At 54.5% G+C, this 455-nt stretch carries 1 pseudogene; it reads left to right on the forward strand.

The features are described from left to right. A pseudogene (locus DVK03_RS20370) lies at window positions 1–455 on the forward strand (EVE domain-containing protein); the annotation flags it as partial.

Raw genomic sequence — 455 nt, forward strand, 5'->3', positions numbered from 1 at the left:
GTACGCATTTATGCGCCGTTTCAACTTCGTCCACGTCGGCGTTCCACCGCTCACCACCGATGACGGGGTCCGAACCTCACTCCTCGATCCAGACGGGACTGACAATTACGCGACTGCGTGGCTCGCCGATGATGAGTCACCCCGACCAATTCTCGCAGACGTGTACCCTGTCGTAGCAGTTCTGTGGCAACGTATCAATGAACATCGCGTCATCGGTCCCTCTATCGTGTACGATATCATGCGGTATCTCGGCTCATACGATGACGCCGGCGGATCACGGAAAGACGCGCTCACGTCCGCTGTCGTTTCCCTCGTCTACCCGCAATTGGAGGGTATGAGACCAGAACAGCAGAAACAATTGATTCGGTCACTCACCGATCAGAACGTCGCTACCGAAAACGGACCTGTAACACTTGATCTTGACAAGTCGTTACTCCAGCAAAAAGCAGCTGACT

Origin of the sequence: Haloferax sp. Atlit-109R (assembly GCF_003665865.1) — an archaeon.
Classification (GTDB): domain Archaea; phylum Halobacteriota; class Halobacteria; order Halobacteriales; family Haloferacaceae; genus Haloferax; species Haloferax volcanii.